This window comes from Alishewanella sp. SMS8 (genome assembly GCF_030737935.1).
Taxonomy (GTDB): domain Bacteria; phylum Pseudomonadota; class Gammaproteobacteria; order Enterobacterales; family Alteromonadaceae; genus Alishewanella; species Alishewanella maricola.
Map to the genome: position 1 here is coordinate 37,417 of NZ_JAPJEA010000003.1, position 22,267 is coordinate 59,683.

The window sequence follows — 22,267 nt, forward strand, 5'->3', positions numbered from 1 at the left end:
CACACCTAGCGATAGTCGCAATTTCACACTTATTGTCAACAAGCTCTGGTATTTCGTTTAAAACACCTTAGCGTCAAGATCCCAGCTAAAATTCTGGCGTGGTTTTTGCTTTAAAACAGTATTCGACCAGGATGAGGTGATCATGAAATATCTTCTTGCCAGCGCAATATTGTTGCTGCTTTGTGGCTGCGCGCAAAAAGCAGAGCCTGAACCCACTGTCAAAATGCCATTACGGCAAGTTTCTGCCGTTGGTTTGAGTGCACGGCCACTAGATTTTTACACGCATCGTTTAGCACAAACACTGTTTGCGTCGATCAGTAGTGAGCACTTTCGTAGCCCGTTGGCGGTCAGCAGTTTTCTACCGACACGACAACTGAGCCTGGCGCAATTAAGTGAGCAAGAAATTGATTTAGCGAATCAACTTGCTGAAAGTATGCTTAGCGAAGCGGTGCAACGAGGTTTTGTCGCTGTAGATCTGCGCTTACGCCAAGAATTGTTATTGCAAACCGATCATGAGCAAGCGCTATCTCGGCAGATATCGGCGTTACGCCAACAGCATGGTGCCAGAGCATTATTAACCGGCACCTATACCGTGCAAGAAGATGGTTTAGTGGTTAATGTACGTTTGATTGAGCTGGATAATCAACAAGTGATCGCCGCTGCCACCGATTTTGTGCCACACAATGTGATGTGGAGCCCAGATAAAATACAAAAACGCGGTAATTATTTATTCCGTAGTGATCGGATCGGAGAGAAACCATGAGAGCTTTTGTTATCAGTTTAGTTGTCCTTAGCTTAACCGCTTGCGTGCAACAGCCTAGCCAGCAGCCGAAAATTGTGCCAGAGAATGCGGTGACGATGCGGGGAGAACTGGCTCGAGAGCAGCGCATTGCCAACCAACAAGCCTTTGAACCGCAATCGGTCACACAACACTATCGGCAAACCCCCGTGGTAACGCTGGATAATTATGCGCGTAATTTAGTACAAGAGTTGATGACTAATCACCATAATGCCGATGAGAATGCGATGGTGGCGGTAACCGATTTGGCGTTTATTGATACCGATTTACAGCAAGGTTCTGTGTTTACCAATCATCTTAGCGAAGCGATTATTTACGATTTGCATTTGTTTGGTGTGCCGGTATTAGATTATAAAGTCACAGATTATATTCGAGTTACCCCGCAAGGAGACTTCGTACTCAGCCGTGATTTTAACGAGCTTTCTGCAGAGTTACCGATTAAATATGTTGTTACCGGCACTGCCACGCTGCATCAAGCTGGCATTATGCTCAATGCGCGTTTAATTCAAATTGATAGCAAAAGAGTGATCTCTGCGGCGCGAACCTTTGTGCCTGCAGCAGTCTATAATGCCATTTTGCAGCAGCATGGCGATGCCACATTAAAATTAAAGCAGGGTTAACCCCTTTGGCGCTAAAGAAAGACTTGCATGGGTCGATAAAGAACTGACATGCTATGTCAGTTTTTAGGAGAACGCCATGATAAAGAAGAACCTGCTGCTGCTCAGTTGGGCAGCGCTGTTGCTGGGCTGCCAAACGCATCATCAAAGTCAGCAAGCTTACATACCTTGCGATACCAGTGGTCATTGTAATTCTGAGGTGCGTGCGCCATCTCATGGTGCAGCGCAAAGCAATACGATTCGACCTGAGCCGTCAGCTAAAGCAATGAATACTGATCGGCAGCAAGGCTGGTCAGTACCTTATCAATATGTCACCAGTTTACAATCGAATAAGCAGCTCAACGACTATGTAGCGCAAATGGCAATGCAGCTGGTTGAGAACTTTCATTATTTCCCAACAGAATCTCGCATCGCGGTCGCCTCTTTTGTCGATTTAGATGGTGAGTTAAATCGGACTAATATCGTTGGCAATCAGTTAGCAGAAGGCTTTATTCACCAACTGCAGCAATTTGGTTTACAAGTAGTCGATTTTAAAACCACGCGCGATATCCAAATTACCCGCAATGGCGATTTTGTATTTAGCCGTGATCACGCAAAACTCGATATGATGCAGCAAATTGATTTTGTCTTATCGGGTACGATGATCTTCACACCACGCGGTATCATGGTGAACGCCCGCATCATCAATTTTCACAGCAAGGTCGTAGCCGCCAGTTCGCAATTGCTCGTTCCACACTTTGTCATCAGCTCGCTTTATCCGGGCATTACCCGTTAAACACTGCCAGCCTCGAGGGCTGGCGATGTTATCACTCTGTTTTCTCTATCGACAAACTGGCATCTGCGTCTTGCTGCGGTGTGGCTAAGGCGGCTTGGTCCGCAGTCAGCGGCATGGCACGTGATTGCTGGTTAATCTGATATAAACGCTCAGTATTGGTTAGATCTTGCGAGTTTGTAATGCTAGCAATGGTTTCGCGATCGGCTAAGAAACTGCGGATATCCGCTAAGATCTCCTGCATTTCTTCAGGGTTATCCTGCATTTCTAAAATATGCCGAGGATTTTCAACATTTTTAGCGCCGCTATCGGCAAAGGTGCTGGTCATAATACGTGAGCTAATGAACCAAGGCGTAAGTGATGAGCGCATCATATAGCTTTCAGAAGAGGTGGAGTCACAGATCCCTTTACCAGTGGTTAACTTACTCTCGGTATAGGTGCCTTCTGATACTATTACAATTACGGACATGGCCCCATAATTGTAACCGTCAAATTCCCCTGTTTATCATAAAAATGCCATTTACATAGTTCTTGAGACTGAGATAAAGGATCCGGTCGTGGAAAATTAGGGTTTCCACCAGTAGGGACATCAGCAATGCCAATGCTAGATCCACCGCCAGCTCCAGTTGGTGCATAAGCTTCGCTTGAATGGAGATTATCTTGAAGTGCAATTATCGCACAAGCACTCAATGACAGACTAAACGTGCTATCCTCAAGCAGGTCTTGAAGTGATAAATTTGACGTTACTCTTGTAAATTCTTTTTCCACTTCTACTGAAATCAAATCTAAAGAGTCATTCCATGATAGCTTAAATGCTGCTCTGGCTGGGTAATAAGTTTGATCACTAGGCCGTAAATGATGGCCTGGTTCGAAAACATATTTGCTAACCAGCTTGGATTTTTTCTCGTAATCCCAACCTACAGACAGTCCTCCACCGCCGGCTCTATTGGCTTGAAATCCAAATTGATTAAATCGGATATCTTCAAAGTCTTTTTTATAATATGTAGTACTTCTTTGTCTTAATTGGTTGTTAACAGCATGACTCAATTGGGTTTTGAATATTGGGTTCAAAGTCATTCGGATAACTGTGGCAGCGGTGTCCGATTCACAATTTTCAGCGCTAGTGGTTGTGGTGTTAAAAGTACTTGCTGAAAATGCACTTAGAGGCGTAAAAGCCAACTGCAAGTTTTCTTCCTCTGACATTGCTATCGCTTGTAGAGTTTGTTCTTGAATTTCCAATACATCAAAAAAATCTTGTGATATCTCATGTTCTAAATTTGTTAAGGTTGTTGGGTTTGAATTGAGAATCAAATCCCAGTTTGAACTACCTTGGTTGCTGTGAGACATTTGAAATGGATAGGTCGTATTTGTAGCTAAATCAAAGATAATAAATTTTTGGGGCGAGCTATAACAAGCATGTTCATCAATGCTTATCACATCATTATTGCCAGTTGGCACACAATTAACCAATGGAGCACCGCGTGTTCGAGCAATATTTTCAGCTTGCTGTAATGAGCAATTGTCGCAGGCATAACCTTTTATAAATGTTGTTGCAGATGCTGTGCTAAGTTGGGCAAATACAAGTATGCAAAATGTCGAAATAAAGCTTATTTTTTTCATTATAAATCCTTTTAAGTATAAAAATTAAACCTACATAAAAATGTGAGATGTGTAAAGTATTGCCATTAATTATTAATTATTAATTATTTGGTTTTTTTGGTTTATGTCTAGGATTATTTTGTGAAAATAAGTAGCGTTTTGAGTGGTTGAAATGGACGTTCAGAAGGGGTGAAACCATTTTTGATGCAGATATCGTGGCTAAAGTAGCTTAATGTTTAAAAGCTTACTGTATGTTCTTATGATGTTATGAAAACTAAAACTAAAACTAAAACTAAAACTAAAACTAAAACTAAAGCTAAAACTAAAGCTAAAACTAAAGCTAAAACCATCATATAGCAAAAAAAGCTTATCTTTTGGCTTCGCTGAACGTGTTTCGGTGTAGCTCAAAGGCTTTGTTTTATTGCGATTTTATCCCCTTTGATAACACAGCTTGATAACACAGAACGGAGGTGTTATCACCTGTGTTATCAAAAAACCCGAATGTTCGCGTATTAACATGAACAAACGTGAACAATAAAATGGTTTGCAGGCCTTGATATTTGCGGGTTTCGTGAACATTTGCGAGCCTTGATAAACACTCTTTTGGCTGCCCCAGCAGGAATCGAACAGCCGCATTTATAGCGGCTTTCATGCTTGCTTTTTAGAAGTGTAGTATCATCTGTAGTATCATTGTTGTGTGTTGGATCTATCGCACTGATCGTTATTAGCGGCCTTTTTAGCGCGGATCCAGCTTTCAATTTCTTCACGATCCCACGCTACAGCACGAGCCCCTAAGTTAATTGGGGCAGGCGCTTCATTGCGGTTTACCATGCTATACCATGTTGTTTTGCCAACAGGTACCATTTTTAACACTTCGGGTAATCTGATTAACTGCATGCTTGCCTCACTTGCGCGTGTACTGTGGACGTTGACCGGTGTTTGAGCGTGGCCCCGGTGCGGCCGGCGGTGGCTGATACGCTTGGTGCTGATGCTGGTATTCATTGTTCGGCGGCTCTTGGTAACCCTGCTGCGGCTGTTGGTAGCCTTGGTTCTGTGCAGGGGCTTGCTGTGGTGCACCGTCTAGCATCTGCAGTTCGTCACACACTATTTCTGTGGTGTAACGATCAATGCCGTCTTTATCTTGCCACTTGCGCGTTTTAAGCTTGCCTTCGATGTAAACCTTGCTGCCTTTGCGCAGGTAGTCGCCCGCTATTTCAGCCAGGCGCTGGTAAATTACAACTTTATGCCATTCTGTTGCTTCTTTGCGTTCGTTGGTGGCTTTGTCTGTCCAGCTTTCGCTTGTGGCAATGCTTAGGTTGCAAACAGCGTTGCCATTTTGTGAGTAACGCACTTCTGGATCCTGACCTAAGTTACCGATCAGAATGGCCTTATTAATTCCTTTGCTCATTTATTTAACCTTTTAAACTTATCACTTAACTGATTTAAGCCGCGCCCAGTCGAGTTCTTTTATTTGCTCGATGGTGCTGGCCACGGTATTTAATGTGTTTAATGCTCTGGTAAAGTTGCTGAGCTGCACACCGTTTATTGCTGCTGCGGTTGTGTCGGCCAGCCCCGTTACCAAATAATCTTTTAATGCTGCTTTTACATCTTCGCTGCTGATGCGGGTAAGGCTTATCAGCAGCTGATAACGATCTAAACTTTCGCTGCCTTGGGTGATGTATTTCATAGATTTTGATCCGGTTGGCGTAGATAGCCGAGGTCGTAAACTTGCTCAAGAATATTTTTGATTACGCACCTGTTGTAGCCTAAAACAAACTTGCTCATAACTTCATCAACAAGCATCTTTTTATCCGCTTCGGCTTTACGCTTATTTTGCTTTTCCCGTATTTCTCTTCTGATGATTTGCACCTTTTCTGCTAAATCAAGTTCTTGGCCGTCAACTAATATGCCAGCAGCTTTGTAGCGCTCGTCTACTATTTTGAATGCTGATGATCTCAGCCAAACCCATGAAGAAATGGTATCCGCACCCATAATATTCCAAATGCCAGAATCATCTTTAAACTCGACCACAACATCATCCGGTAAATTAGGCTTCATGCCGTTCGTGGAGTATTCAACGCCCCACCTGTAATGCGTTTCTTCTTGCTTGCTCATATCACTCACCACCCTTAGCAGCTTGTCTTAAAACATCATTTAAAGCAGAGTAAAGGCTGTGCAGATCTGCATTTTGATCGCAAGTGAAATCAGGCTCATTTATTTCAGCCAAATTAAAGTAGTGATCAACAAGCGGCTTTGCTGCACTGCTCAACTGCTCAACCTGCGCCTTTAGCTGCTGCACTTCTTCAAACGCCGCCTTTGCAGCCTGTTCGCTGGTTTGAAATGATATCCGCCATGCTTCATAGTTCATGCCACGCGCTCCTTTGCTAACTGCTGCAGCGCGCCCATTGACGCCTGCAGAGCTTGGTAAACACCGCTTACGTATTTTGCTTGGTGTTCGGCATCAGCCAGCGCGTGGTGATGGGTGCCGACACGTTCAATGGTTTGTTTTGGGTTGATGTTTAAAAGCTTTATGCCAAGATCAACAATGGTACGAACGCAGCGTTCGTTGCTGTAGCGCCAAGGGGTTTTAATGCCACAGGCTTTGTATGCGTTGTCGAGTATGGCGCAATCAAAACTTGGGCCATTGCCCCAAATTTCTACTTGCTGATCTTCTGGTGTGTTTTCGACTAAGAAGCCGGCGAAGTCATAAAGCACTTGCTTAAGATCATCGGCATCGGGGCAGGTGAGCACGGCACGGGCTTCTTCGCTTTGCTCGCTCCACCATTTTAGTGTGCTGGCATCAATGTCTAGGCCGTATGCTAAGCAGCTGCTACGGGTAATTGTGTAGTAAAACGAACTGCCAATTGCGCCGGTTTCAATGTCAAAAAATACTGCGCCCAGGCTGATTACTGCGGCGGTTTTTCTGGTGCTTAGTGTTTCAATGTCGATCATTACGTTGTTCATGCTGCTTGCTCCCGTAAAATTTGGCATCGCTTCATGGTGATATCTGCCAGTGTTCGTGCGGCTTCTTTTAGTTCAGCAGGGGCTTTGCCCAGGCCAAATTTATTCATTACTGCTAACTGCGCACGGGTAACTAACATTAAGTTGTCGATATGCCAGTTCAGCGGGTTGTTATCTTTAAAGGTGACGCACTCATTTTTTTGTACTGGCGGGTTGTGTTTTTCCCACTCTAAAACGTGCTGCATGCGCCATGTTCTTGGCTCAGCAACCTTAACCATGACAAATCCGCCTTTGCTGCAAATGCGCTCGGAACCAATTGGCTTGTGGCAGGCTGGTAGCTGGCCTTTTTTAAACTGGCTTTTTTGTGCATTGCCGCCTGGCTTCCAACCTTTTACACCTTTGTTATGTGTTATATGGCCTTTTTCAAACTGCCCATTGCGGCCAGATTTAAGTTCGTGGTTGCGAGTAAAGCACCTGATCTGCTTAGTGCTTTTATTGGCATTAAATTGCTTGTTAAATTCAGCAGTAAGGCGCTCAATGGTCCACTTTTTATAGCCTGCTGCGATAAATGCCGCTTGCTCTTTTGTTACTACGCGCAGGCGGCCACGTAACAATGAGCCTGTTTTTCTGCCACAACGTATTTTGTGATTACTAAGCACGGTTTTTATATTTGATACGGTTTTGCAGGTACCAAATTGCGCGTTAAAAGCCTTAGTAAGATCTGGTTTGCCCATTTTGGGGTAGTTAACTCGCAAAAAATCAAGCATGGCTGTGGTGTAAATAAATCGGCTCATGTTTTTTGCACCTCTAACAGTTCATGCGGTTTGTGCATGTTGCCGCTGTCGTATTGGCGCTGCGCGTCCAGTACCAAGCGCGCATTGCTGATCACTTCTTTTGCAACTGAGGTAATGGCATGGCTGCGATCAATTTCTTTGGCCAGTTCTTCACCTTTTAACGTTTCATTGCCTAACCGCTCAAGCTGCGCGAACAGGTGATTGTTAAGATCCGATAATTTGTTTTTCATGCTGCCATGCCCTCGCGTTCTAACTGTTTAATGCGGCGGGTTACTGCATCTGTAACGCTGCTGCCTAAGTTTTTGAGCTTTAACGCCACTTGGCATTGCTCATAGCTCAGCGTTTTAACGCGCTCGATTTTATCTTTTGCTGTTTGCACATAGGTGGCCTTGCCGCTGTAAAACCCAGCAAAAAACGGGTTGGCTTCACCCTCTGGTTCGGCTTCGGTATCGGGTTGCATTAAAGCGTTTAATGCTGCTAGCGCGGCTGGCCAGTTTGAGTGCTCGCCGTGCGGTTTACCTTGGTGCCAAACAATGAGCACGGGCTCATAAAAGTAACCCTTTTTAAAATCGCCAGACGTTTTAATGCCAATGCCATCAATTTTGCCAGGGTGGAAATTGCCTTTGCCCCAAATTGAATGGCCGCTGCGCCACATGTGTGTTTCTTCGCACTCTTCACCAATTACCCTTATGTTCTGAGGTATTTGCAGCTGCTCAAAGAACACGCTGGCATCATCAGATTTAACTTGGCCAGTTTTACTGGTGATAATGACGGGTGCGGGTTCGGCTTTTTGTTCTGGTAACGGTTCGGCTTCTTGCTCTGGTACCGGTTCGGCTTCTGCTGCCATAGCTTCATCAAAATGCACAAACAAGTCGTTTTGTTCTTCGGTTAACTCGACGACATTGGTGTCGTCGACTTGGGCCACTGCAGTAACCTCTTCACCGCCTTTGGTTACCATGCCGGGTTCATCCAGCGCCAAAATGGCGGTGCGGATCTGGCTGGTGGTGTAGCTGTCGTGCTTGCCAAACATGCCGTCGAGTTGCAGCATTAACGCTAAGTGATCACCATCAAAAGCCAGTTTGCCGCTGGCGATTTGTTCAGCCAGTTGCTCGCTGGTGAACTCAACTGTTATCAGCTCAATCGCTTTGCGTTCAGCAATAATGGGTTCTGCTGGTGCGTCGCAAGTTGTCGCGGTTGGTTCAGGTTCAACCATTTCGTGCTGCTGCTCGGATTGGTTAATAAGTTCACGACCAGCGGCCAGCATTTCATCACGATCGATATGGCTGTACTGCACTTTAGTACGGCCAAACGGGTGCCAGATAATAAACATGCTGCCTTTGTTATTGCCTGCGGCTGGCTTGTTAGTTGATGGATCAACAAAGGCTAAACGGCCGCCAATCATCAAGCGCACTTCTTGGCAGGTTTGAATGGCGTCTTTATACCAACCCACGCTTTGATCCATCATTACCAGCATTACCGTGCCAACACCTTGCGCGGCCATTTCAGCCGAGCGTTTAACGAATGGGCCAATGTTGCTGTAGGGTGGGTTCATCCACACGTAATCGCCAACATCGATACACATAGTGAACCAGTTCTGCTTTAAGCAGTTCAGTTCTTCGGTGATGTAGTAATGGCAAAGCGCGTTTTCGACTGATGCGCAAACGTCTGATTTAAAGTTAAATTCAGCGTTCATTACAGCAAACACCTCTTTGGGGGTGCGGTAGGCGTCGCGGTTCATGCTGCAATTTCCTTTTTATCTAACCAGCCCTTGGGCAAGCCGCCACCGGCAATGATGTATTGATCCATGCGGCGGGCGATATCCATTACTACACCGTTGTTGCTGGTCCAATGGCCGCCAGGTAAGATCCAGCCCATGGGGTTATTAAACGGCTGCTCTGATTCTTTGAACTTGCGCGATTTTTTAATAACCGCATAGCCATAAACGTAATCTTCGCCATTTCGCGGTGCTGTCGCCCGATTGGTCATGCTGGGCTTTGGCGGCTTTGCATCACGAGCGATAGGGGCAGCCATGCGGCAGCCTTGGTTGTTTGAACGGTATTCTTTAAACATGGCGCATACCCTGATTTAAACGAATTACCGCCAGATCCATTTGCAGTTCGTCTAAGCAGCGGCGCAGCTCTGTGCTGTTTGGCGATAACAACATGCTGCAATAGTTAAGAGCGCGTTGTTTGGCGTCGATGTTATCAACAACATGCTGATCGGCATTGGCCTGTTCGCGTTCAAACTCTGCGGCCATGGCATCCATGTCGAATGTTTTGCTGGTAAATTCGTTAGCCTGGGCAAAGTGGGCAGGCTCGGGTTCTTGTTGAAGATCAAACCCATCAATGGCCAATTCTAATAAATCACCAGTGATGCTTTTTGATGGTACATCTATAAGGTGCAGTTTGTTCTGCGTGGTTTTGTACATGCCATTGCTTTGCCGCCAAATTAGCTTTTGCTCTAACATGCTTGCCAACAGCTGCTGCATGAACGTGTCGGTAACACCGATAAAACGCTTCATGGCTTTAATGCTTTTGCCTTCGGTTTGGCAAAACGCCATCAGCTTTTTGGTGTGGGTGCATAGTTCGCCTGGTGAGGCCATTTTTAATGCTGCAGTCATGGTTAGTGCTCCGCTGCTGGTTTGTTGATAGATTCGATCATATTGATGGCTGCCACGGTTAAGCTGAATTTGCCCTCGTAGCATTTCAGCAGGTTTAGCTGCTTTAGCTTGCTGGCCAGTGCGGCGCCTTTGCGGTTGTTATCGGTGCAAAACTGATCAAAGAACTTGGCTGGCTCTGAGTGGTAGGCCCGTAAACTGCCATGCTGATCAATGGCTTTAAATGACAGCGTTAAAATTGCCCGGCGCTCTTCAAAGCTTAACGACTGATAACGGCTAACCAGCTGCCAGCCTTGCGCATGGTTTTTAATGTCCATAGGTATGGCTGATGCGGCTTTTAACTGCTGTGCTTGGGTGTAGGTAGCTGTGATCATGGCAGGGTTACTCCCATTGCTTGGCGTTCTAGCTTTAACAGGCGGTTTTGATTGATGCGGCGCAGAGTGCGCAGCTTAGTTGGCGATTGCTCTGCCAGGCTAAACGCAAACTGCAGGGTGCTGGCGGCATCGCTTAAATAGTCGCGTGCCATTTCAGTGGCGCAGGTAGCCGCAACGGCGTGTTTGCTGGCCAGCGCTTTGCTGATGAAGTTGGCACTGGCGGCCATTTCACGGGCATGTTGTTGCATGCTAACGATCAACATAGTTTTCATTAGCGCCCCCAAACCACTGCGGCCACAAATAACGCAATAACAACTGCGCTAATAGCCCAAATGGTACGTTGCAGCTTTGATGGCTTGCTTTGATGGTTAAGGATGTAATCGCCAAGTGTTTTCATGGTGGTTTACCTACGTTTTGCTGATAGGTAAAGAGTAGGTAAACCTACTTATTAAGTCAATACTGTTTGGAAGGAAAACCTACATTTATTTTTTAGGCAATAAAAAACCCGCCGAAGCGGGTTGTATTACGGCTAAAATTCATATTGAGGGCTTGGTGTAGCACTTGGATAAATCAGAAATTGAATGAGCTAAAGCAGATAAAGAAACTGCATTCTTAGGTTTATCAAAAAGTGAGTCAGAGGTTTTTCTTAGCTCAATCCATGCAGTATCGGGTATAGGATACGATTTTGAATTCAGGAGATTCAGATTATCAACAATTTTCCTAGCGTGGCTCATCCTAGATACCATTAGCTGTCTTCTGATTTCCGTATAACTTTGTAAATCTATATCGGAGGTATGAATTTTTTCTAAATAAGTAATTGCTTCCTCAAACATCTTTGCAAGCGAATTTTCCAAATCCGAAATATAGGAATTTGCGAGATCTAATCTCGTTTTTTTTCTAAAAAAATACCATCTTGTTATAAATCCGGCAATAAAACCAAATATAACACCGCCGCTAGCAGACAGAATTGGGTTTAAAGATGCTAAATAATCAAACACCAGATTGAACTCTGGCAGAAATCTCTGATTCGACATAGCTTTGTATTTCTTTCTTAAGTTCTGGCTGTTCTGTGCATTTTAAGTTTGCAACAATTTTTATAATTGTTTGATGGTTCAAACCTTTTCTTACCAATCCACCAAATGCCTCTTCTAGAAAAGACGATCCGTAACCAAATACTCCATCGAGATCAATAACGAGAGATTCGCCTTGTTCTTTAATTCTTGGTACTAGAATGTCGTCTCGAAATTCTTCACCACTAAATTTACCAAGGCTTCTATATCTCGGCCCGGGGAATTTAGCAAAGTCTGCTACTTTTAAAACTTTCATGATTTCCTCTTGAGCCAAGTTTTATAATGGCACTGACCAACCAACAATAGTGCCGTTAATACTTAAACTATTATTATAACCTAAACCAAGATTGGATTTAGATTTATTGTCCTTAGCTTTGACGTATTTCCAAAATCCTGTATTTGAATAAATATGAAGTTTTGCATTAGGGCTTTTATCAATAAAAGACTTTATATCTTCGCCACCCTTTCCTCTATATGCTAACTCTGTCCTACTTTCTCTAATGAAAGTAGACAATGCTATTTGCAAAACATCACCAGTTAACATACTGTTAGGCCTGTTAATACTGAAAGCTTGTGCAAATTTTTGGAAAGCAAGTTTCAGGATATTTTCATTTTGAGTATATGGTAGCGTCTTTGGAATTCCGTGGCCTAAATCACAAATATAGACTATTAACTCATTATTCAATACCGCCGTGAACAACCACCATCTTTTATCTGAAAAATTGTTAGGAATTAGATCTGAATAGGCATGCTCTGTAGCATTTGCCATTGCTTCTATACCAGCTCGGAATAAGTCAGCTCCTACTATTCCATGTTCGGTTAACTTTTCAATTGCCTTCCCCAAAACTTCGCTGTCTACAACTGTTGATGTTTCAACGTGCCAACATTCTACATGTGCTAAATTTCGACTTTTTACTGATTTTACATTTAACAACTTATAGAAGCCAATTTGACAAAGCACATTATGAACTACTGATATAGAAGCATGATATTCGACATGAGGTATCGAAGGAGGCTTAGTGACGCTAAATTTTACGTTTGGGAATTTTTTTACAAGCACATCGGTTGTTGCTAAAATGTATATTCCGCCTGAAGCAGTAATCATTCTGGTATCTCTGAAGCATATTTTTACAGTTGCTTTAGTGGAGAACGCAGTTAAGCAGGCTCTTTCAATGTTGAGAATAAACTCAACCATACTTTTGTGACTTCTGGGTTTTGATAAATCAATTTTAGAAGGTGCGACAACAAGTATTTCTTGAGGTGGCCGCCTCCTCGAATGTTTAGGATTCTTTCTTGAACCTTGATATATTGGGCCGCCATTCTTCTCGTAACGTCTTCTGGCAGTTGAAATTCTTCGTGTAGCTCTATCAAGAGCAATTTTTTGTATTATCCCTTTACTTTTACACAATCTACTACCTCATCTTAAAACAGAGTACCAAAACACTCGCCCAAGCACTTTAACTTCACTGGCCTGTTCGGTTCCGCAATCTTCATCGGGGTATTCGTCGCGGTTAAAGCTACGTAAACGAATGCCGCCACCTGGTAAACGGTAAAGCACCTTAACGCGCAGCATGCCGCCGTGATCAATAGCGTACATATCGCCGTCTTTTATTTTGGTGTTTGCGGTGTCAATGCCCACAGTGGCTTGATCTGGTAATACCGGTTCCATGCTGTTACCCGATACCACAACACATGCCGCCATATCGGGTTGTATGTTGAAGCGTCTTAATGTTGATTTGGCGAAGCGCAGTTTAAAGCCGCTGCTCTCGCGCTGCACCATAGAGCCATTTCCTGCTGACAATTCCACTTCCTTGTAAAACGGTATTTCAACTTCATCTGACGATAATGGGGTTTTGCTGTCCCAGGTATCAAAGCTGCCAAGTGTGTAGTTAGCCGCATCATCTTGCGTGCTTTCGTATTTGGTTTCTGTGTCGCCAGAGATTAACCATTCTGGCGTTACTTTCAATAATTCAGCTAACGCTAAAAGGTTAGCGCCTTTTGGTGATGTTCCGTTCTTGCCAATGGTTTCCCAGTTGCTCACTGAAACGCGATTAATACCGCAGTGCTCAGCAACTTTATCCTGAGTAAGTTTTAGCTCTTTACGTCGCTGACGGATGCGACTTGCAAATGAATCGTTCATGTAGGAAAGCCTACAGCGGGCAAGGCGTTTTGTCATTGAAGTTTTTATTGACAAACCTACGTAGTTTAACCTACGCTGGTAGGTGTTATTAATTGCTAACTCCATGCTTGAGGCCTCCATGAAGAAAGTTGATGTCATCAAACACTTTGGCGGTGTAGTTGAAACAGCCAAGGCGCTTGGGATTAAAAGCCAGTCTGTATCAGGTTGGCCGGATGAGGTTCCAGAGCTGCGCGCTTTTCAGATTGAGAAAATCACCAGCGGAAAGTTAAAAGCTGATTTTATTCCGCAAAGCTCAGCCACCGATTTAAGTACAGTTTCAGGATAAAACAACCTATGAACAATAACACGTTAAAGCCTTCGGGCATTCCACACTGCCCACAAGATGCCGCTTACTTACTTGGCAAGCGACATAACGCTAGCGACTTAGCCCGAAAAATGGGCATGAGCGTTAACGTGCTGGGCAACAAGCTAAACCCCGACCAAGAGTTTCACAAACTTACACTGGGTGAAGCAGTGGCCATTACCGAACTGGCCAATGACGATGCCATTTTAGAAAGCTGGGCAAATTGCCGTGGCTATGTACTGGTTAAAGTACCAGGGCAAGTTAGCTGCGACGAAGAACTTAGCGATCAGTTAATGAAACTGAGTGAAGAAATGGGTAATGCCTTGGGTGAAATTCGCCATGCCAGAGAGGATGGCATTATTGACCCAGAGGAATACGAGTTTATCAAAGCCAAGATCATGGCAACGGTTGCCGAAGCCTTAGCCCTGAAAGAAGTGGTAAAAGGCCAAGTGCGAGATTTGCCGCGCCACCCAACCACCACAATTCGCAAGGGGGCTTAAATGGGCAGTTTTGAGATCTCATTTATCGTTTATTTGTGGGTGCTGTTGTTAACACTTTTATGGGCACGCAATGGCGCCCCAGAAAGCAACCGCTTAGCTCTGTTAATCGTCGCTGCAATTGTTGCGGTGATTTTTTACGTGCCTTTAATCGCCATTTGGGCATTACAGCTTTTTAATTTGTTGAATTGATGCAAGGCCACCCCAGCCGGCGGTGGGGGTAATAACACCGGCAGTTAATACACTGGATACCAACCTCCGCCGGTGTGCATTAACAGACAGCTAGGAAAGACTAGCGCAGTTTAAACCCTGACCCAAGGACGGGCGTTTTAATCAGTTTATTGGGTTGGTGTTTGTACTCTGTAAAAGCTGTTCGCAATCACGTTAAGAGGCGCGCGAATAGCCAAACACCAACACCAATGAGCTGAATGCATAGAACAAGCCTAAGACCGTTTTCGGGGGCCACTGTTAGACCGGAGTTCAGCACCGGCCAGCTCATTACTCTGAATGAAACTTAGCACGGAGTAGGCCATTGGCAGTGCGTAGTTACCCTTGGCGAAGGTTTAATTCATAAGTTAGCCGTGGATAAACAGGAAAGCAGCGCAGGAAAGTTACGAACCCGGTTAAGGCCTGCGCCCTTGGGTTCAGCGTCAACTGCAGGACGATAAAACCGCAGTGGTGATCACGGAATTATGAGGCGGCCCCGTGATTATCGATCCCGCCTAGTGCCCAAATGCTGTTTACAGCACTACAAGCACCACGCCAGCTGGAAGGTTGGCACCAATAAAAAAGCCCACTGTTCAGAGTGGGCCAGTCATCAACTTAAGGACCTAAGCCAATGACAGCAACAAATGTAATAGATTTTAACGCCAAACGCAATGAGGCACCGCCCGTGATAGCAGATATTGAAAACGGCTACTGCAAACTGGCTAACGAACTGTTGGAAGCGATTTGCCAACAGGACATTAGCGGCAGTCAGTTTCAGCTGTTACTGGCCATTGTGCGTTGTACGTATGGCTATAACAAAAAGGTGGATAGGGTAACCAACACCTATTTGGCAGAGCTCACCAGTTTGGGTTTAAGCGCGGTTAAATCTGGCCTGCAAAAGCTAGAAGCACGGCAAATCATCAGTGTGCAAAAAGTCGGCATTATGAAGCTGGTTGCCATTAATAAAACCATTAGCGAATGGCAAGATTCTGGCACTAAAAAAACCGCTTACACTCGCCAAAAGGCCGCAATTGCACCCACTGAAATAAGCCGCAATTGCGACCACAAGAAGCCGCAATTGCAACACCAAGAAGCCGCAATTGTGGCCACTAAAAGCCGCAATTGCGGCCACACCAAAGACAACTTAAATACAACTTACCAAAGACAACTAACAAAAGACACTGGCGCAGTGGCGCCTAAACATTTGGATTACAGCAGCTGGCCTGCTAAGCCGAATGATCAAACGTTGAAAGATTGGTTGGCTTATCGTAAATCGCTAAAAGCCCCCGTTAACCAGACGATTATTAACCGCCTTGCCAAACAGCTTAGCTTGGCAGTAAGCGCAGGCATGAGCGTGGACGATTGTTTGTCCGAAAGCATGACACGAGGCTGGAAGGGCTTCGAATACGCTTGGCTGCAAAACTCTAGAACAACGCAAAGCACCACACGCCAACGCAAGCCACACAGTTTTGAACATCAGCACTACGAGCCGGGGGTTTTATGAGTTTTGTTAAGTCGATACCAGCAACACCAGAGTTAAACGCCTGCTCAATGCATGGTGAATACCAAACCCGCTATGTGCAACTGGGTGATCGTTTCATGGCTAATTCAGTTTGCCCTAAGTGTGCGGCCATATCCGCTGCCGCTAACGAAGCAGCAGATCAGGCCGAGCAAAAGCGCCAAGCGGCTGAGTTCCTCCGCCGCCAAAGGCTTGATGCTGGCGTGTCGCTGCGCAATTGTGCGGTTAAGTTTGCTGATTATTTCCCTGCCGACAAAGAGCAAGCCGCAAACCTTAAGGCAGTGCAAGACTTTACCAAAAACATTGCAGAGGGTGGACGTGGCAATGTGGTGATGTGTGGCGGCGTTGGCACGGGTAAAACCATGCTGGCCTGTGCTTCGGTAAACACGCTACTGGCCAAAGGTAAGCGCTGCAAAATAATTAAATTAATTGACCTGATCCGTGAGCTTAAAGACACCTGGCGCAAAGGGGCTGAAATCAACGAGATCAAACTTATTAAGTTTTATTCGAACATCGATTTGCTGGTGCTTGACGAAGTGGGGCTGCAGTTCGATAGCGACACGGAAAAGCTGTTTATTTTTGATGTGATCGACGGCCGTTATCAAAACATGCTGCCAACGATGCTGATCAGCAACTTAGACATTACCGGTGTTAAGCAAGCCATTGGCGAACGGGTGGTTGACCGCCTGCGCGAAGATGGTGGCACGGTGTTGGCGTTTCGTGGCGCAAGCCAACGCAAGTCGTTTGATAGCGCTGGCGTGGTGGTGTCGTAATGGCGAATAAAGATTTTTACATAGCAAAAATGAATGCTGCACTAAACGAATTGGCTTGGGCTAAAAAAGGACTGCATTCAGATCCGGCAGATGGCGACAAAGCCTCGTTTACGGTGGCAGATCAACTGCTAGATGAATTGTTAGACGTTGAATGTGCAATGCGTAGAAGTATTAGCTTTGCTGAATTGAATGATTTGAATAGGGATATAGGTATTTAATGCGTTCGCTGGCCGTTGCTATTAACGATACTGCTATTAAAACCCACGCTGCTGATGTAACCGTTGGCGAGTTAGCGGATCTGCGCAGTAGTTTGCAGTTACGTTTTCATAAAAGCCGCACCAAAGGCACCTGGTGCTTGGTTCGTTACGAGCAGGGCATTAAGAAACGTTACCGCATTGGCTACTGGCCAGCGCTTAAAACCAAAGATGCGCAAGCCATGGTGCCAGATTTATTGCAGCGTATTGGCAAAGGGGAGCAGCTACAAAGCACGGAATTTAGCACCGTGGGCCAGTTACTTAACTGGTATTTGCAGCGCATAGAGCAGGAAACAGTAAAAAGCCAAAGCCGCCGTAAAGGGGTGGTAAGTGCCATAAAACAGCACCTATTGCCGCGAATGGAAAAAATCTTACTGTGCGATGTAAAAAAAATCACTATCGACGAGCGGCTAATGCTACCGCTGCAAAACGCCAGCCTTAAACCCTCAACCATTCGCCAATACTTTGCTGTGCTTAAACGGGTATTCGCCAGTGCGAATGAACTGGGGCTGCTTACAGTGAACCCAATGGCAGGCATGAAGTTTAGCGACCACGTGCAAAAGCGCATCTTACCTAAGTTTGGCAAGTTGCAGGTGCAAGACATTGGCCGTGTGGGTTTTATGATTATGGACCTGCCCGATCACATTAAACACTTGCTGCTGTTTATGCTGCTATTCGCCACTCGCATTGGTGAAACCCGCCAATTACGCTGGAACCACATTTGCTTTGATAGCGAACAAATTGTTATCCCGGATAGCATAACCAAAACGGGTGTGGTGCATGTGTTGCCATTAACCCGCTTGGCCAGCAGCTTATTACGTGATTTTAAGCAGCAAGCCAACGGCCCTTATTTATTTGGTGGTAACGAACCTATCAGTGCCAGTGAAGCCGACAAGCAAATTCGATCAGTATCAAGACGCCAATTCAGTGCCCACGACTTACGCAAAGCCGCCCGTTCAGCATGGGCAGAGTTGGGTATTGATTACTGGGTGGCAGAGCGTTTGCTGAACCATAAGCCAAAGGGTTTAGATTTGGTTTATATCGGTGGTGCTGATTCGTTAAAGGTAAAACGTGAAGCATTAGAGCGTTATCACGAGTGGTTATTTGTGCAATTGGAAGCAGGCCAAAAGCAGGCCATGAAAGCGGCATAAAAAAGGCTGGCCGCTTTGTGTGGTGCGGCATATAGGCAAGTTTGGCGTTTTACAATATGGAACACGCCAAAGGTGAAAATAGGGCAAAACTGAGCATGGCGACACAGAAAAAAGTGGCAAATTTACGAACAAGACGTAAGGAACAGGCAGCATTAATCCATGGCATTTGTTGTTGCTTAGTGGGTATAGCCTCCATTTTGATGATTGTTTTTATAGCGAGCTAAACCATGAACAACGAGCAAAACAAAAAGCTAATAGCATCAAGCGAATCGCTTAAAGGTGCGTTTGATTGGGAGCTTACCCAAGCGCTGATCCATTTGAATAACGCCAAGAGCTTAACTGATAGCCGCCGGGCGCATTTGTTGTTATCAGCAGCGCAGATCGTTAAAGGGGTTAAGGAGGCGTGATCATGGCGGCAATACCCAAGCTTGTTTTTGAAAAGGCACTTCTCGAATTAACGCCAAACAATATGCGTTACGTTTTATGGTGCGGCGGTTTTGGATACCTTCCTTGGTGGGCTGCTGATCACTTAAATATTAACCATGCTGATGGTAACCGTATTAATGGTGCGGAACTTCGAGCAGCCACAATGTTGGAGTTTTGATCATGGGTGTGCATGTGAATATCAGTTTGGATAAATTCCCAATGCAGGGTGCTTACCTGGGCAAATCAGTGTCGGTGTGTTTTGGTTACGACTGTGCGCATACCATTGCGGGTGTATGTGTACGCGATGATGCCGAAGCGCCACATTTAACCATCTTTAAATTAGCAGACGGGCGGCATGTGCTCGCCACTGAATGTCAGTACAGGGTTATTAGCTAATGGTTACGATTGGCATTGATCCAGATTTAACCGCCAGCGGCTTTGCTGTGGTGAACGGGCGCACTATTGAAAAGCTAGAGCGTGTGCCGTTCTCTGGTGTGTTGGCTTGGCTTGATGCCAATGGTGGCCCAGCTGCACTGAACATTAAGATTGAAGATCCAAACTTGATTGCGCCCACGTTCCCACGTTCGCTACCTAAGGCGATGAATAAGCAGGCCGTGAATAACCGCATCAGCCAGAACGTTGGCCAAGTGAAAGCGGTGGCCACTCTGCTAATTGAAACTATGACTGCAGCCGGTTACCAGGTGAAACCGTGCCGGCCATTAGCGGGTGGGCATAAGTCGCGCTGTAAAAAAGATGCGGCTTACTTTAATCAGTTAACGGGTTGGACTGGCCGAAGTAATGAAGATTGCCGCGATGCGGCGTTAATTGCGTTATATGGGGGCTAAATGGAATTGGTTTGGCTGTTTATAGCAACGTTTTCAAACATTTTCTTGCTGGGGCTGCAAAGCCAATTTGTAAGAGATCAACGCATAGCCATGTGCTTTGCTGTTAGTTGGGGCATTAGTGCGGCGCAGTTTACGTTTACTCGAGTAATAGCGGGAACGGATAACCCGGCAACGGCTTTTATGGTTAGCGGTTGGGCAGGGGCCATTGGTATTTGCAGCAGCATTTACTTTTATAAGTGGTTTCATCCGCGATACCAAAGCTGGCAGGCTGGCAAGGGTTGGTGCAAATGATAAGACGCGATCCGGATTGGATGCACGGCGGCCACATACTAAAGGCCAACCGCAAGCGGATCGGCTTAACGCAAGAACAAGTGGTTGCGATGATGGACATTAACTTGCGTACTTATCAAAACTGGGAAAACCAAAAGTCAGAACCTGCTTTCGGAATGGTGATGGCATTGTGTGAATGTGTTTTTAAAATTGAATTGCTAGATGCCATTACGGTGGCCCAGGAGATACAAATTGACTGTTAAAGAACTGCATAAACTCATGATCGACTGGGGCAAGTTTTGGGCATCTAAAGAAGGGCTGCAAGGTTATGCCAGGGCATCAGTAACAGAACGCTGCTGCCAAGTGTTACGAACGGGCATTTGGGCCAGCTCGGATAAGCACTTGTTCAGCCATCACGCTGATCAAATGTATGTGCCCGATTGGATTGCTAAGCTGGATAGCTGCATGGCCGAGTTACCACCTGCGCAACGGCGAGTGATTAACCGCCGCTATATAAAAGCAGTGCGATTAAACAACACTGAGCGAATTGCATTGTGGCATGCTCAGACGGCTATATTGTCGGTTTATTAACTTGATAAACCAATAAAAAGCCAATTAATTGCATTATTTATTAAAATAAATTGAAAATACGCAAATTTCTTCGTGTTTTATTGGTTTGAAACAGGCTATTTTTAACTAAGCTTGCAAGAGCTCTCAGTACACAGCGCTTAAAAAACCTCGGACCTCACCGGGGTTTTTCTTTTTCTGGAAACCCAAAATGAAATCCATCACGGCACGTTTATCGGCGCTGGGGTTTGCTGCTGTCTTAGCGGGCGCTGGCGGTTACATTGCATTGCACGAGGGCGAGGTGCTGGGTTCATACATTGACCCTGCCGGTATTCTTACTGCGTGCTATGGCAGTACGGGTTCGCATGTTCAGCATGGGCAAACATTCACCCAAGACGAATGCTTATATATGTTAGCTGATGATCTGCACGAGCATAACCAGCAGCTAATGGCTGCAGTGAAGGTGCCGCTGTCTGAGGGCGAGCATGTGGCGTATCTATCATTTCACTATAACGTTGGCACCGGTTCGTTTCGTTCGTCCACGTTATTAAAGCTGCTCAATGATGGCAATAGAGTATCAGCATGCCACCAGTTGCACAGGTGGGTATATGCAAACGGTAAGAAGTTGCGCGGCCTAGTGAATAGAAGGGCTGATGAATTTCAAATGTGTATTCGTGATCTGCAGGTTTAAATTAAATGTTCAGAAGCATTAAAAACTATTTGATTTTAGTTTTGCTTTTAGTCTCGATGGGTTTGGGTTTCGCTAACAAATCAAATAAGACTAATGCCGAATCTAAAATCAAATCGCTTTCAACTGAACTGGCCGCTCAAACTGATTTGAATTCGAGATTGCTTTCAAACTTAAAGCAGTTGCAATCGGAATCGGATCGACTTTTAAAAGAGCGGCAAACCATTTCTGAATTGAATGTGAAATACAAATCGAATCTGGATCGGATCCAAAATCAATTGGCATCTGAATTGGATTCAATTCAAACGCTGAGGCAAACCGAAAATGAAACTGTTCGGAACTGGATTGATACTGATGTGCCTGCTGATGTTATCGGCATGCTCAAGTACGCCAGAAGCGAAAGTGATCACAGTAACGGTAACCAAGCCGGTGCTGCCGCCTCTCGACTACCTGCAGCGATGCCAGGTAAGTGAGCGTTATGCTATCAACACTAACCTGGACCTGCTCAACTACATTAAGCGGCTCGAAGCAATCATTGATAGTTGCGATGCTAACAACATCAGACTGATTGACTGGGCTGAGCGCATGAGCACTTTCAAGAATGATGACATCTAACATGAGCCCGACAATGGACAGAACAGTAACAGGCATTAGCTACGGAGTAAGTGGCACAACAGCACTCGGTGGCATGCTATCACTTAATGACATAGCACTGCTCATTGGTATTGTATTCACGCTGCTTACATTCTTTATCTCGTGGTTCTTTCATCGCCGCCGGCATCGGTTGGAGTTGGAGCAGCACGAGTGGCGACGCCAGCAGCACCTGTTGAAGATGGAGCTACTTAAACAAAGCGAGCTCGCCACCTCTGGCAAACTTGTCAACCAGTTGGCAGGGGACCCTGACGATTCAGACCCGCACCGAGGGGGCGAAGAAGCGCGGTAAAACAATTTTTTTCGGCGTTTTAATGTGATCCACCACAGCAT

At 45.4% G+C, this 22,267-nt stretch carries 40 protein-coding genes; 19 read left to right on the forward strand and 21 right to left on the reverse strand.

The window, feature by feature from the left end; genetic code table 11:
- Positions 1 to 142 precede the first annotated feature (142 nt).
- From ORJ01_RS10490 to ORJ01_RS10500, 3 genes are all read left to right on the forward strand, one after another.
- Entirely contained in the window at positions 143 to 763 is a 621-nt protein-coding gene (locus tag ORJ01_RS10490) for a FlgO family outer membrane protein (RefSeq protein ID WP_306177985.1), read from the forward strand.
- Positions 760 to 1,419 carry a FlgO family outer membrane protein gene (locus ORJ01_RS10495; RefSeq protein WP_306177986.1) on the forward strand — a complete coding sequence of 220 codons (660 nt, stop codon included), beginning with the start codon at positions 760 to 762 and terminating at the stop codon, positions 1,417 to 1,419. Before ORJ01_RS10490 ends, ORJ01_RS10495 begins: the two co-directional genes overlap by 4 nt.
- Positions 1,420 to 1,495: 76 nt before the next feature.
- The gene (locus ORJ01_RS10500) at positions 1,496 to 2,191 is read left to right on the forward strand and encodes a FlgO family outer membrane protein (RefSeq protein WP_306177988.1); all 696 of its coding nucleotides are present in this window, start codon (positions 1,496 to 1,498) and stop codon (positions 2,189 to 2,191) included.
- A gap of 31 nt (positions 2,192 to 2,222) precedes the next feature.
- Here the strand turns inward: ORJ01_RS10500 and ORJ01_RS10505 are convergent, their stop codons facing one another.
- The 20 genes from ORJ01_RS10505 to ORJ01_RS10600 form a co-directional block, all read right to left on the reverse strand.
- Entirely contained in the window at positions 2,223 to 2,657 is a 435-nt protein-coding gene (locus tag ORJ01_RS10505) for a hypothetical protein (protein WP_306177989.1), read from the reverse strand.
- Positions 2,648 to 3,808 (reverse strand): hypothetical protein, encoded by a 1,161-nt coding sequence (locus ORJ01_RS10510; RefSeq protein WP_306177991.1) that lies wholly within the window; start codon positions 3,806 to 3,808, stop codon positions 2,648 to 2,650. The genes ORJ01_RS10505 and ORJ01_RS10510 overlap by 10 nt, the downstream gene beginning before the upstream one ends.
- A gap of 666 nt (positions 3,809 to 4,474) precedes the next feature.
- Positions 4,475 to 4,684 carry an AlpA family transcriptional regulator gene (locus ORJ01_RS10515; RefSeq protein WP_306177992.1) on the reverse strand — a complete coding sequence of 70 codons (210 nt, stop codon included), beginning with the start codon at positions 4,682 to 4,684 and terminating at the stop codon, positions 4,475 to 4,477.
- A gap of 7 nt (positions 4,685 to 4,691) precedes the next feature.
- Positions 4,692 to 5,195, reverse strand: coding sequence for a single-stranded DNA-binding protein (ssb, locus tag ORJ01_RS10520; protein WP_306177993.1), 504 nt, complete (start codon positions 5,193 to 5,195; stop codon positions 4,692 to 4,694).
- 21 nt (positions 5,196 to 5,216) lie between these two features.
- Positions 5,217 to 5,474, reverse strand: coding sequence for a PapB/FocB family fimbrial expression transcriptional regulator (locus tag ORJ01_RS10525; protein WP_306177994.1), 258 nt, complete (start codon positions 5,472 to 5,474; stop codon positions 5,217 to 5,219).
- Entirely contained in the window at positions 5,471 to 5,902 is a 432-nt protein-coding gene (locus ORJ01_RS10530) for a hypothetical protein (RefSeq protein WP_306177995.1), read from the reverse strand. The genes ORJ01_RS10525 and ORJ01_RS10530 overlap by 4 nt, the downstream gene beginning before the upstream one ends.
- Before the next feature lies 1 nt (position 5,903).
- Complete coding sequence (locus ORJ01_RS10535) at positions 5,904 to 6,155, reverse strand: hypothetical protein (protein WP_306177996.1); 252 nt, start codon at positions 6,153 to 6,155, stop codon at positions 5,904 to 5,906.
- Positions 6,152 to 6,751 (reverse strand): 3'-5' exonuclease, encoded by a 600-nt coding sequence (locus ORJ01_RS10540; protein WP_306177997.1) that lies wholly within the window; start codon positions 6,749 to 6,751, stop codon positions 6,152 to 6,154. Before ORJ01_RS10540 ends, ORJ01_RS10535 begins: the two co-directional genes overlap by 4 nt.
- Positions 6,748 to 7,542 carry an HNH endonuclease signature motif containing protein gene (locus tag ORJ01_RS10545; RefSeq protein ID WP_306177998.1) on the reverse strand — a complete coding sequence of 265 codons (795 nt, stop codon included), beginning with the start codon at positions 7,540 to 7,542 and terminating at the stop codon, positions 6,748 to 6,750. The genes ORJ01_RS10540 and ORJ01_RS10545 overlap by 4 nt, the downstream gene beginning before the upstream one ends.
- Positions 7,539 to 7,772, reverse strand: coding sequence for a hypothetical protein (locus ORJ01_RS10550; RefSeq protein ID WP_306177999.1), 234 nt, complete (start codon positions 7,770 to 7,772; stop codon positions 7,539 to 7,541). The genes ORJ01_RS10545 and ORJ01_RS10550 overlap by 4 nt, the downstream gene beginning before the upstream one ends.
- On the reverse strand, positions 7,769 to 9,280 hold the full coding sequence (locus tag ORJ01_RS10555) for a phage N-6-adenine-methyltransferase (protein ID WP_306178000.1): 1,512 nt from the start codon (positions 9,278 to 9,280) through the stop codon (positions 7,769 to 7,771). Before ORJ01_RS10555 ends, ORJ01_RS10550 begins: the two co-directional genes overlap by 4 nt.
- Complete coding sequence (locus ORJ01_RS10560) at positions 9,277 to 9,612, reverse strand: hypothetical protein (protein WP_306178001.1); 336 nt, start codon at positions 9,610 to 9,612, stop codon at positions 9,277 to 9,279. The genes ORJ01_RS10555 and ORJ01_RS10560 overlap by 4 nt, the downstream gene beginning before the upstream one ends.
- The gene (locus ORJ01_RS10565) at positions 9,605 to 10,162 is read right to left on the reverse strand and encodes a hypothetical protein (RefSeq protein ID WP_306178002.1); all 558 of its coding nucleotides are present in this window, start codon (positions 10,160 to 10,162) and stop codon (positions 9,605 to 9,607) included. Before ORJ01_RS10565 ends, ORJ01_RS10560 begins: the two co-directional genes overlap by 8 nt.
- 2 nt (positions 10,163 to 10,164) lie before the next feature.
- On the reverse strand, positions 10,165 to 10,533 hold the full coding sequence (locus tag ORJ01_RS10570) for a hypothetical protein (RefSeq protein WP_306178003.1): 369 nt from the start codon (positions 10,531 to 10,533) through the stop codon (positions 10,165 to 10,167).
- Positions 10,530 to 10,805: a hypothetical protein gene (locus ORJ01_RS10575; protein WP_306178004.1), complete on the reverse strand. Its 276-nt coding sequence runs from the start codon at positions 10,803 to 10,805 to the stop codon at positions 10,530 to 10,532. Before ORJ01_RS10575 ends, ORJ01_RS10570 begins: the two co-directional genes overlap by 4 nt.
- Positions 10,805 to 10,930, reverse strand: coding sequence for a hypothetical protein (locus ORJ01_RS10580; protein ID WP_306178005.1), 126 nt, complete (start codon positions 10,928 to 10,930; stop codon positions 10,805 to 10,807). The genes ORJ01_RS10575 and ORJ01_RS10580 overlap by 1 nt, the downstream gene beginning before the upstream one ends.
- Positions 10,931 to 11,069: 139 nt before the next feature.
- Positions 11,070 to 11,531 (reverse strand): hypothetical protein, encoded by a 462-nt coding sequence (locus ORJ01_RS10585; RefSeq protein ID WP_306178007.1) that lies wholly within the window; start codon positions 11,529 to 11,531, stop codon positions 11,070 to 11,072.
- Positions 11,524 to 11,859 (reverse strand): STAS-like domain-containing protein, encoded by a 336-nt coding sequence (locus tag ORJ01_RS10590; RefSeq protein ID WP_306178008.1) that lies wholly within the window; start codon positions 11,857 to 11,859, stop codon positions 11,524 to 11,526. Before ORJ01_RS10590 ends, ORJ01_RS10585 begins: the two co-directional genes overlap by 8 nt.
- Positions 11,860 to 11,880: 21 nt before the next feature.
- On the reverse strand, positions 11,881 to 13,011 hold the full coding sequence (locus ORJ01_RS10595) for a hypothetical protein (RefSeq protein WP_306178009.1): 1,131 nt from the start codon (positions 13,009 to 13,011) through the stop codon (positions 11,881 to 11,883).
- Positions 13,012 to 13,020: 9 nt separating this feature from the next.
- The gene (locus ORJ01_RS10600) at positions 13,021 to 13,743 is read right to left on the reverse strand and encodes a S24 family peptidase (RefSeq protein WP_306178010.1); all 723 of its coding nucleotides are present in this window, start codon (positions 13,741 to 13,743) and stop codon (positions 13,021 to 13,023) included.
- Between the two features lie 118 nt (positions 13,744 to 13,861).
- Here ORJ01_RS10600 and ORJ01_RS10605 point away from each other — a divergent pair, with 118 nt between their 5' ends.
- The 10 genes from ORJ01_RS10605 to ORJ01_RS10650 all read left to right on the forward strand — a co-directional run bounded on the left by ORJ01_RS10605 (position 13,862) and on the right by ORJ01_RS10650 (position 19,758).
- A complete protein-coding gene (locus tag ORJ01_RS10605) occupies positions 13,862 to 14,068 on the forward strand; it encodes a Cro/CI family transcriptional regulator (RefSeq protein WP_306178011.1) in 207 nt (68 codons plus the stop codon).
- 8 nt (positions 14,069 to 14,076) lie between these two features.
- Entirely contained in the window at positions 14,077 to 14,586 is a 510-nt protein-coding gene (locus tag ORJ01_RS10610; protein WP_306178012.1) for a phage regulatory CII family protein, read from the forward strand.
- The gene (locus tag ORJ01_RS10615) at positions 14,587 to 14,775 is read left to right on the forward strand and encodes a hypothetical protein (RefSeq protein ID WP_306178013.1); all 189 of its coding nucleotides are present in this window, start codon (positions 14,587 to 14,589) and stop codon (positions 14,773 to 14,775) included.
- A 646-nt stretch (positions 14,776 to 15,421) separates the two neighbouring features.
- Positions 15,422 to 16,294 (forward strand): replication protein, encoded by an 873-nt coding sequence (locus tag ORJ01_RS10620; protein WP_306178014.1) that lies wholly within the window; start codon positions 15,422 to 15,424, stop codon positions 16,292 to 16,294.
- Entirely contained in the window at positions 16,291 to 17,082 is a 792-nt protein-coding gene (locus tag ORJ01_RS10625) for an ATP-binding protein (RefSeq protein WP_306178015.1), read from the forward strand. Before ORJ01_RS10620 ends, ORJ01_RS10625 begins: the two co-directional genes overlap by 4 nt.
- Positions 17,082 to 17,300 carry a hypothetical protein gene (locus ORJ01_RS10630; RefSeq protein ID WP_306178016.1) on the forward strand — a complete coding sequence of 73 codons (219 nt, stop codon included), beginning with the start codon at positions 17,082 to 17,084 and terminating at the stop codon, positions 17,298 to 17,300. The genes ORJ01_RS10625 and ORJ01_RS10630 overlap by 1 nt, the downstream gene beginning before the upstream one ends.
- Complete coding sequence (locus tag ORJ01_RS10635; RefSeq protein WP_306178017.1) at positions 17,300 to 18,487, forward strand: site-specific integrase; 1,188 nt, start codon at positions 17,300 to 17,302, stop codon at positions 18,485 to 18,487. The genes ORJ01_RS10630 and ORJ01_RS10635 overlap by 1 nt, the downstream gene beginning before the upstream one ends.
- A 409-nt stretch (positions 18,488 to 18,896) precedes the next feature.
- The gene (locus ORJ01_RS10640) at positions 18,897 to 19,091 is read left to right on the forward strand and encodes a hypothetical protein (protein WP_306178018.1); all 195 of its coding nucleotides are present in this window, start codon (positions 18,897 to 18,899) and stop codon (positions 19,089 to 19,091) included.
- Positions 19,092 to 19,093: 2 nt separating this feature from the next.
- Positions 19,094 to 19,309: a hypothetical protein gene (locus ORJ01_RS10645; RefSeq protein WP_306178019.1), complete on the forward strand. Its 216-nt coding sequence runs from the start codon at positions 19,094 to 19,096 to the stop codon at positions 19,307 to 19,309.
- Positions 19,309 to 19,758, forward strand: a complete 450-nt coding sequence (locus ORJ01_RS10650) for a hypothetical protein (protein WP_306178020.1) — start codon at positions 19,309 to 19,311, stop codon at positions 19,756 to 19,758. Before ORJ01_RS10645 ends, ORJ01_RS10650 begins: the two co-directional genes overlap by 1 nt.
- A gap of 33 nt (positions 19,759 to 19,791) precedes the next feature.
- Here ORJ01_RS10650 and ORJ01_RS10655 read toward each other — a convergent pair whose 3' ends face one another.
- On the reverse strand, positions 19,792 to 20,004 hold the full coding sequence (locus ORJ01_RS10655) for a hypothetical protein (RefSeq protein WP_306178021.1): 213 nt from the start codon (positions 20,002 to 20,004) through the stop codon (positions 19,792 to 19,794).
- Between the two features lie 41 nt (positions 20,005 to 20,045).
- On the opposite strand from ORJ01_RS10655, the gene ORJ01_RS10660 reads away from it, so the two are divergent.
- The 6 genes from ORJ01_RS10660 (at position 20,046) to ORJ01_RS10680 (ending at position 22,226) form a co-directional block, all read left to right on the forward strand.
- Positions 20,046 to 20,291 carry a helix-turn-helix transcriptional regulator gene (locus ORJ01_RS10660; protein ID WP_306178022.1) on the forward strand — a complete coding sequence of 82 codons (246 nt, stop codon included), beginning with the start codon at positions 20,046 to 20,048 and terminating at the stop codon, positions 20,289 to 20,291.
- Complete coding sequence (locus tag ORJ01_RS10665) at positions 20,281 to 20,619, forward strand: hypothetical protein (RefSeq protein WP_306178023.1); 339 nt, start codon at positions 20,281 to 20,283, stop codon at positions 20,617 to 20,619. The genes ORJ01_RS10660 and ORJ01_RS10665 overlap by 11 nt, the downstream gene beginning before the upstream one ends.
- Before the next feature lie 187 nt (positions 20,620 to 20,806).
- Positions 20,807 to 21,286 carry a lysozyme gene (locus tag ORJ01_RS10670; protein ID WP_306178024.1) on the forward strand — a complete coding sequence of 160 codons (480 nt, stop codon included), beginning with the start codon at positions 20,807 to 20,809 and terminating at the stop codon, positions 21,284 to 21,286.
- 29 nt (positions 21,287 to 21,315) lie between these two features.
- A complete protein-coding gene (locus ORJ01_RS10675; RefSeq protein WP_306178025.1) occupies positions 21,316 to 21,756 on the forward strand; it encodes a hypothetical protein in 441 nt (146 codons plus the stop codon).
- A complete protein-coding gene (locus ORJ01_RS16190) occupies positions 21,650 to 21,898 on the forward strand; it encodes a hypothetical protein (protein ID WP_371930751.1) in 249 nt (82 codons plus the stop codon). The genes ORJ01_RS10675 and ORJ01_RS16190 overlap by 107 nt, the downstream gene beginning before the upstream one ends.
- Positions 21,899 to 21,911: 13 nt before the next feature.
- On the forward strand, positions 21,912 to 22,226 hold the full coding sequence (locus ORJ01_RS10680; RefSeq protein ID WP_306178026.1) for an HP1 family phage holin: 315 nt from the start codon (positions 21,912 to 21,914) through the stop codon (positions 22,224 to 22,226).
- The last annotated feature ends 41 nt before the right edge of the window (positions 22,227 to 22,267 follow it).

What these genes read in the sequence shown, in the direction of transcription:
- ORJ01_RS10490 (WP_306177985.1), top strand. Translation starts at nt 143, where the DNA reads ATGAAATATCTTCTTGCCAGCGCAATATTGTTGCTGCTTTGTGGCTGC.
- ORJ01_RS10495 (WP_306177986.1), top strand. Translation starts at nt 760, where the DNA reads ATGAGAGCTTTTGTTATCAGTTTAGTTGTCCTTAGCTTAACCGCTTGC.
- ORJ01_RS10500 (WP_306177988.1), top strand. Translation starts at nt 1,496, where the DNA reads ATGATAAAGAAGAACCTGCTGCTGCTCAGTTGGGCAGCGCTGTTGCTG.
- ORJ01_RS10505 (WP_306177989.1), bottom strand. Translation starts at nt 2,657, where the DNA reads ATGTCCGTAATTGTAATAGTATCAGAAGGCACCTATACCGAGAGTAAG.
- ORJ01_RS10510 (WP_306177991.1), bottom strand. Translation starts at nt 3,808, where the DNA reads ATGAAAAAAATAAGCTTTATTTCGACATTTTGCATACTTGTATTTGCC.
- ORJ01_RS10515 (WP_306177992.1), bottom strand. Translation starts at nt 4,684, where the DNA reads ATGCAGTTAATCAGATTACCCGAAGTGTTAAAAATGGTACCTGTTGGC.
- ssb (WP_306177993.1), bottom strand. Translation starts at nt 5,195, where the DNA reads ATGAGCAAAGGAATTAATAAGGCCATTCTGATCGGTAACTTAGGTCAG.
- ORJ01_RS10525 (WP_306177994.1), bottom strand. Translation starts at nt 5,474, where the DNA reads ATGAAATACATCACCCAAGGCAGCGAAAGTTTAGATCGTTATCAGCTG.
- ORJ01_RS10530 (WP_306177995.1), bottom strand. Translation starts at nt 5,902, where the DNA reads ATGAGCAAGCAAGAAGAAACGCATTACAGGTGGGGCGTTGAATACTCC.
- ORJ01_RS10535 (WP_306177996.1), bottom strand. Translation starts at nt 6,155, where the DNA reads ATGAACTATGAAGCATGGCGGATATCATTTCAAACCAGCGAACAGGCT.
- ORJ01_RS10540 (WP_306177997.1), bottom strand. Translation starts at nt 6,751, where the DNA reads ATGAACAACGTAATGATCGACATTGAAACACTAAGCACCAGAAAAACC.
- ORJ01_RS10545 (WP_306177998.1), bottom strand. Translation starts at nt 7,542, where the DNA reads ATGAGCCGATTTATTTACACCACAGCCATGCTTGATTTTTTGCGAGTT.
- ORJ01_RS10550 (WP_306177999.1), bottom strand. Translation starts at nt 7,772, where the DNA reads ATGAAAAACAAATTATCGGATCTTAACAATCACCTGTTCGCGCAGCTT.
- ORJ01_RS10555 (WP_306178000.1), bottom strand. Translation starts at nt 9,280, where the DNA reads ATGAACCGCGACGCCTACCGCACCCCCAAAGAGGTGTTTGCTGTAATG.
- ORJ01_RS10560 (WP_306178001.1), bottom strand. Translation starts at nt 9,612, where the DNA reads ATGTTTAAAGAATACCGTTCAAACAACCAAGGCTGCCGCATGGCTGCC.
- ORJ01_RS10565 (WP_306178002.1), bottom strand. Translation starts at nt 10,162, where the DNA reads ATGACTGCAGCATTAAAAATGGCCTCACCAGGCGAACTATGCACCCAC.
- ORJ01_RS10570 (WP_306178003.1), bottom strand. Translation starts at nt 10,533, where the DNA reads ATGATCACAGCTACCTACACCCAAGCACAGCAGTTAAAAGCCGCATCA.
- ORJ01_RS10575 (WP_306178004.1), bottom strand. Translation starts at nt 10,805, where the DNA reads ATGAAAACTATGTTGATCGTTAGCATGCAACAACATGCCCGTGAAATG.
- ORJ01_RS10580 (WP_306178005.1), bottom strand. Translation starts at nt 10,930, where the DNA reads ATGAAAACACTTGGCGATTACATCCTTAACCATCAAAGCAAGCCATCA.
- ORJ01_RS10590 (WP_306178008.1), bottom strand. Translation starts at nt 11,859, where the DNA reads ATGAAAGTTTTAAAAGTAGCAGACTTTGCTAAATTCCCCGGGCCGAGA.
- ORJ01_RS10600 (WP_306178010.1), bottom strand. Translation starts at nt 13,743, where the DNA reads ATGAACGATTCATTTGCAAGTCGCATCCGTCAGCGACGTAAAGAGCTA.
- ORJ01_RS10605 (WP_306178011.1), top strand. Translation starts at nt 13,862, where the DNA reads ATGAAGAAAGTTGATGTCATCAAACACTTTGGCGGTGTAGTTGAAACA.
- ORJ01_RS10610 (WP_306178012.1), top strand. Translation starts at nt 14,077, where the DNA reads ATGAACAATAACACGTTAAAGCCTTCGGGCATTCCACACTGCCCACAA.
- ORJ01_RS10615 (WP_306178013.1), top strand. Translation starts at nt 14,587, where the DNA reads ATGGGCAGTTTTGAGATCTCATTTATCGTTTATTTGTGGGTGCTGTTG.
- ORJ01_RS10620 (WP_306178014.1), top strand. Translation starts at nt 15,422, where the DNA reads ATGACAGCAACAAATGTAATAGATTTTAACGCCAAACGCAATGAGGCA.
- ORJ01_RS10625 (WP_306178015.1), top strand. Translation starts at nt 16,291, where the DNA reads ATGAGTTTTGTTAAGTCGATACCAGCAACACCAGAGTTAAACGCCTGC.
- ORJ01_RS10630 (WP_306178016.1), top strand. Translation starts at nt 17,082, where the DNA reads ATGGCGAATAAAGATTTTTACATAGCAAAAATGAATGCTGCACTAAAC.
- ORJ01_RS10635 (WP_306178017.1), top strand. Translation starts at nt 17,300, where the DNA reads ATGCGTTCGCTGGCCGTTGCTATTAACGATACTGCTATTAAAACCCAC.
- ORJ01_RS10640 (WP_306178018.1), top strand. Translation starts at nt 18,897, where the DNA reads ATGGCGGCAATACCCAAGCTTGTTTTTGAAAAGGCACTTCTCGAATTA.
- ORJ01_RS10645 (WP_306178019.1), top strand. Translation starts at nt 19,094, where the DNA reads ATGGGTGTGCATGTGAATATCAGTTTGGATAAATTCCCAATGCAGGGT.
- ORJ01_RS10650 (WP_306178020.1), top strand. Translation starts at nt 19,309, where the DNA reads ATGGTTACGATTGGCATTGATCCAGATTTAACCGCCAGCGGCTTTGCT.
- ORJ01_RS10655 (WP_306178021.1), bottom strand. Translation starts at nt 20,004, where the DNA reads ATGAAACCACTTATAAAAGTAAATGCTGCTGCAAATACCAATGGCCCC.
- ORJ01_RS10660 (WP_306178022.1), top strand. Translation starts at nt 20,046, where the DNA reads ATGATAAGACGCGATCCGGATTGGATGCACGGCGGCCACATACTAAAG.
- ORJ01_RS10670 (WP_306178024.1), top strand. Translation starts at nt 20,807, where the DNA reads ATGAAATCCATCACGGCACGTTTATCGGCGCTGGGGTTTGCTGCTGTC.
- ORJ01_RS16190 (WP_371930751.1), top strand. Translation starts at nt 21,650, where the DNA reads ATGTTATCGGCATGCTCAAGTACGCCAGAAGCGAAAGTGATCACAGTA.
- ORJ01_RS10680 (WP_306178026.1), top strand. Translation starts at nt 21,912, where the DNA reads ATGGACAGAACAGTAACAGGCATTAGCTACGGAGTAAGTGGCACAACA.